Here is a 4864-nt window from a genome sequence, read left to right on the forward strand (position 1 = left end):
CGGATATCGACGGCTTCCTCGGTAGGAGTGAGCGCCTCCTCAACACGCCCGAGCTTTTCAAGCTGAACGACGAGGTTGTTGAGGCTGGTGGCGAGGTCGGGGAGGTAGGTGTCGGGGCGTGTGCGGGCGAGGGTGCGGCGGATATCGACGGCTTCTTCGATGACGGCGAGCGCCTCCTCCCTGCGCCCGAAGTCCCCGAGACGGGGGCCGAGGTTGCTGAGGGTGGTGGCGAGGTCGGGGAGGTAGGCGTCGGGGCGTGCCTGGGCGAGGCCGCGGTAGTGGGTCACGGCTTCCTCAGCAGCGGCAAGCGCCTCCTCCAAGCGCCCGAAGCTTTCGAACCGCACGGCGAGGTTGTTCAGGCTCGTGGCGAGGTCGGGGAGGTAGGTACCGGGATCTGCCTGGGCGAGGGCGCGGCGGGCACCGACAGCTTGCTCGGTGACGGCAAGGGCCTCTTCCAAACGCCCGAGATTCGCGAGCCGGATGCCGAGGTTGTTGAGGCTCATGGCGAGGTTGCCGAGGTGGGTATCAGGGTCTGCGTGGGCGAGGCTGCGGCAGTGGGTGACGGTTTCCTCGGCGGCGGCGAGCGCCTCCTCCATGCGCCCGAGGTCACCGAGTCGGTTGCCGAGGTCGTTGAGGCTGGCGGCGAGGTGGGGCAGGCGGCTGGGGTCTTCTTGGGCTTGTTCGCGGTAGGTGCCGACAATGCGGTCGGTCACGTGCGCGGCCCAGGGTGCGAGCGTGTGGCTGGCCGCCGGCAGCTCGGCAGCGAGATCTTCGAGCTCGGCCAGGGGCGTGGCGGGGTTGTTAGTGATCTGCTGGAGGGCGTCGAGGAGCGGGGCGGGGTGTTCGGTCTGAGTGGCGATGTCAATGGCCGCGATGGCGAGCGTGCCGGGGTGGGTGGTGATCAGGGCTGTGAGTTGTGGGCCGAAGTGGCGTAGTGGGGGGTGAGTAGCGGCACGGGTGCAGATGGTGAGGAGCTGTTCGGCCTGAGGCCGGTTGATGCCGGTGGCTAGGTGGTGGGCGAGTTCGGGAGTCTTGGTCAGATGGTGGCCGATGAACCGTTCGGCGAGTCGGTCGGGCTGTAGAAGTCCCCAGATGCGGTTGTTGCCGACGGGCGGGTAGACGCTGGTGATCCAGGCACGGACTCTGGCGCGCAGGTCATGAGTTTGGTCGGCGAGACCGGGGACTCGACGCAGGACTATGTCAGCGTCAGCATTGGCATTGGTCTGGGATCCGATAAGGAAAGCCGCAGCCAGTGCGTCCGTCAGTGCCTCTTCGCCGATGGCGGGCGTGAGACTGCGGGTTGCGGCCGCGTTCGTCCAATAGCGGCGTTCGTGGATCAGCAGTCGGTCCTCCACAGTTTTCGGTGGACCTGATCCCGGAGTGTCGGTGTCGCCGGTGTCTTCTCCGGGGCCGGCGGCGGTGTCGAGGAGGTCGGCGAGGGCGGTCATGTGCAGGGTCAGTGCCCCGGCGAGGGCGGCCGCGTCGACGGTTCGGTCGCGGAGTTGTTCCGCGATGGCGGGCCAGTTGTGGTGCTGCCAGTTGTCGACGTCCGGGAGGTGGCGGGCGTAGCCGTTGAGGGCTTCCCGGTAGGCCTGGGTGCGGGAGTGACCGGGTTCCGGTTCCAGGGGGCCGAGGGCGGTGACTGGGGTGCCGTCGAGGAGGTCTTCGGCGCGACGGGTGGCGGCTTGCAGGTTCTCCCACCAGTCGTCGGCGGTGCGGGCCAGCAGCAGGAGCTTGAACGGGTCCCTGCCCCGGTGGCGGCTGGCGGCTTCGAGCAGGGCGAGGATCTGTGGAGCACGGATCTCGGCGTAGTCGATGATTACGAGCAGGGGGCGGACAGCCCCGGCCAGGACCGCCAGGCTTTCGGGTGCTGCACCGGCGTCCAGCCACAGCACCTGGCCCCGTTCGGCGATGAGGGTGTTGGCGAGGTGCTGGGCGAGGCGGGTTTTGCCCTGGCCGCCGGGCCCGTGCAGGAGGTAGGCGCCGAACCCTGGCCGCCGGCTCCAGGCAAGCAGCTGCTCGACGAGCTCGGTTCGGCCGCGGAAGGGGACGGTCTGGCGCCGGGCGTGCATGAGCACGGCAGGAGACTTGATCCGGCCGGTGGGCGGATCCAACGGTTCGTTGAGCTGCTGCCACTCCACGGCCTCCAGCACAGTGCCGGCTCCCGCGCCGTGTTCGGCCAGTACGGCACGGAAGGCGTCGTCGCGCAGGAGCATGTAGGCAGGCACCGCTTCCAGCGCGGCGTGGGAGCGCCCGCCGGGGTCGACGGCGATGACACCAGTGAGCAGGTCTTCGCAGAACAGCGCAGCCCCCGAGAACCCGCCCCACGGAGACTTCCCGTCGCCCACGGGCGCCGGCGGGTGGCCGTCGAGGTTCATCACGTACCGGTTGCCGACCTCCCGGTCCCCGGGATTCAGCCAGCCCGTCTCGTGCTCGGTGTCGGTAGGCCGGTCCTTGCGCTGGACGAGGTCAGGGGAACCCCAGGCCTCACACCGGGTGCCGGGCCGGGTGGTGGCCAGACGACCCCATCGCACTGGCCTGTCGTCCCCTGGGGGAATCCAGCCGTGCTCGTCCATGAGGACGAGCGCGGCGTCGTCACGCCCGTTGGGCGTGCCCCGCCACACCACCCGTCCCGTGTGCACCGGTTTCTTGCCTGCACGGAACACCGACACGTCCCCACCCAGAGCGGGGACGACATGCGCGGAGGTGAGCACCAAACGAGGCGCGATCACATACCCCGACCCTGGCCCGCCCGAGCCCCGCACCACCACAACCCGGTCCTTCTCCACCCGCTACCCGCCCCCTTCGGCCCTGCTGCCGTCGTTTCTGTCGGCCTGTCAGTCTTCGACGTAGCCGGAGAGGTCACCCGGGCCCTCGTCGCGGTTGCTGTCACCGTGGACCATCACGTCGGTCCCGTCCGCGTTCTGCGGAGTGAGGGTGAGCTTCACCGTGTGGGTGCGACTCCGTGCCGCACCGCCCTCCGCCCCCGCGGTCACCACCCACGCCTTGAAGCCTGCCTTCGCCTTCGCGTCCACCCGCAGCTCCACGGCGAACTCCAGTTCCACCGGGCCGACCTTGAACTGCAGGTTCTGGCCCGCCCCGCGTGCGGCCGCCCCCAGCAGCTCGTCCCGGACCGCCGCCACCGCGTTCGCCAACTCGATCTCCATCACAAGCCCCCCAACTGTCTGACCGGTCCACGCGATACATGCCCGAACCACCGGCACTACGAACAAGGTCACCCACCGTAGGGACAACACCACTCTCCACACAACACGCGAGCCTAGAAGCACCTTTGATGCACAACCATGTTCATGGGCAGCATCCGTTGCCTGGTGGTGCGCGTCGGTGGGGTCGTGGTGGTGCCGCCCGGTATGACGTCGCGGCCCGGCCGCTGCCGAGGACGAGCTTGTCGAGGGCGGCCAGGTCGTCGGCCTTGACCTCCTCGACGCTGGCGCCGCCCTGCTGCCGTCCGTGACGGCTGGTAGCAGGCCTGGAGCATCTGCCCGGCCGTTGGGCCACGGGGCACATCGCTGGGTCCTGACGAGGGCTGGGGGCGGTGCCCGGCTGGCTTCTCGCGCGGCATTACCGGTTCGAATGGAGACTCGATTCTCTGAGAGGATTGAGTCATGGCACGTCCCTCCCCTTACCCCGCTGAGCTGCGGCGTCGTGTGGTGCGCATGGTCGCCGAGGTTCGTCCCGACTACGACACCGAGTGGGCCGCGATGAAGGCCGTCGCGTCCAAGCTCGGGGTCGGATCGGCCGAGACCGTGCGGCAGTGGGTCCGACGGGACCAGATCGATTCAGGGCAGCGCCCGGGGACGACCACCGAGGAGTCAGCGCAGGTCAAGGCCCTGAAAAAGGAAGTCGCCGAGCTGAAGCGGTGAACGAGATCCTCAAGGCCGCGGCGAGTTTCTTCGCGGCCGAGCTCGACCGGCCACATCTGCGCTCGTAGCGTTCATCGACGAGCACCGGGACCGCTTCGGCGGCGTCGAGCCGATCTGCCGCGTGCTGACCCAGCACGAGTGCAGCATCGCCCCCTCTACGTATTACGCCCACAAGCAGCGGCAGGTATCGCCGTCCGCCCGACAGGTCCGCGACGCCGGGCTGAAGACGCTGATCACCGAGGTGTACGAGGCCAACTACCGTGTCTACGGGGCCCGGAAGGCCTGGCGCGAGCTGAGCCGACAGGGCCACGTAGTGGCCCGCTGCACCGTGGAGCGGCTGATGCGCGAGCTGGGCATCAGCGGCGCGGTGCGGGGCCGGAAGGTCGTCACCACCATGGCGGATCCGGACGCCGGGCGGGCGCCCGACCTGGTCGAACGCGATTTCGTGGCCCCGGCGCCGAACCGGACTTGGGTCGCGGACTTCACCCACGTCGCGGCCTGGGCCGGCACCATCTACGTCGCGTTCGTGGTGGACACCTTCTCCCGCTGTATCGTCGGCTGGTCCGCTGCCACCACCAAGCACACCGAGCTGGTCCTGGCCGCGCTGGAGATGGCGCTGTGGCAACGCGACCGCACCGGCACCCGGCCGGAGGCAGGCGAACTGACGCACCATTCGGACGCGGGGTCGCAGTACACGTCCTTCGCGCTGGCCGAGCACCTGAACCGGGCCGGCATTGCCGCTTCCATCGGCTCGGTCGGTGACGCACTGGATAACGCGCTGATGGAGTCGACGATCGGCCTGTACAAGCAATGCCACGGAGTTAACCCGTTTCCGCCCGTGGCAAGTTGATCAGTCTTGATGTCGTCCTGCACGAAGAACGGGACCTCTGCTACAGCAATGAAGCCGACCAAGGTCTTCATGCCGAGCGGAGCTCCCGTTGTCCAGTCAGTCTGCCACTATCACGCTGAGTCGCTCCATC

At 68.6% G+C, this 4864-nt stretch carries 3 protein-coding genes and 1 pseudogene; 2 read left to right on the top strand and 2 right to left on the bottom strand.

Annotation, left to right across the window (positions count from 1 at the left end; genetic code table 11):
* Together ABZ641_RS25750 and ABZ641_RS25755 are read right to left on the bottom strand one after the other, a co-directional pair.
* Window positions 1-2789: tetratricopeptide repeat protein (locus ABZ641_RS25750; protein ID WP_359985320.1), on the bottom strand; the 2789-nt coding region annotated here is incomplete at its 3' end.
* A 48-nt stretch (window positions 2790-2837) separates the two neighbouring features.
* Window positions 2838-3167, bottom strand: coding sequence for a trypco2 family protein (locus tag ABZ641_RS25755; protein WP_359985322.1), 330 nt, complete (start codon window positions 3165-3167; stop codon window positions 2838-2840).
* 459 nt (window positions 3168-3626) lie between these two features.
* On the opposite strand from ABZ641_RS25755, the gene ABZ641_RS25760 reads away from it, so the two are divergent.
* Both ABZ641_RS25760 and ABZ641_RS25765 read left to right on the top strand, forming a co-directional pair.
* Window positions 3627-3884, top strand: coding sequence for a transposase (locus ABZ641_RS25760; protein ID WP_359985325.1), 258 nt, complete (start codon window positions 3627-3629; stop codon window positions 3882-3884).
* A gap of 58 nt (window positions 3885-3942) precedes the next feature.
* Window positions 3943-4734, top strand: a pseudogene (locus ABZ641_RS25765) (IS3 family transposase); the annotation flags it as partial.
* Window positions 4735-4864: the final 130 nt, after the last annotated feature.

Origin of the sequence: Kitasatospora sp. NPDC007106, from assembly GCF_040634455.1 — a bacterium.
Classification (GTDB): domain Bacteria; phylum Actinomycetota; class Actinomycetes; order Streptomycetales; family Streptomycetaceae; genus Kitasatospora; species Kitasatospora arboriphila.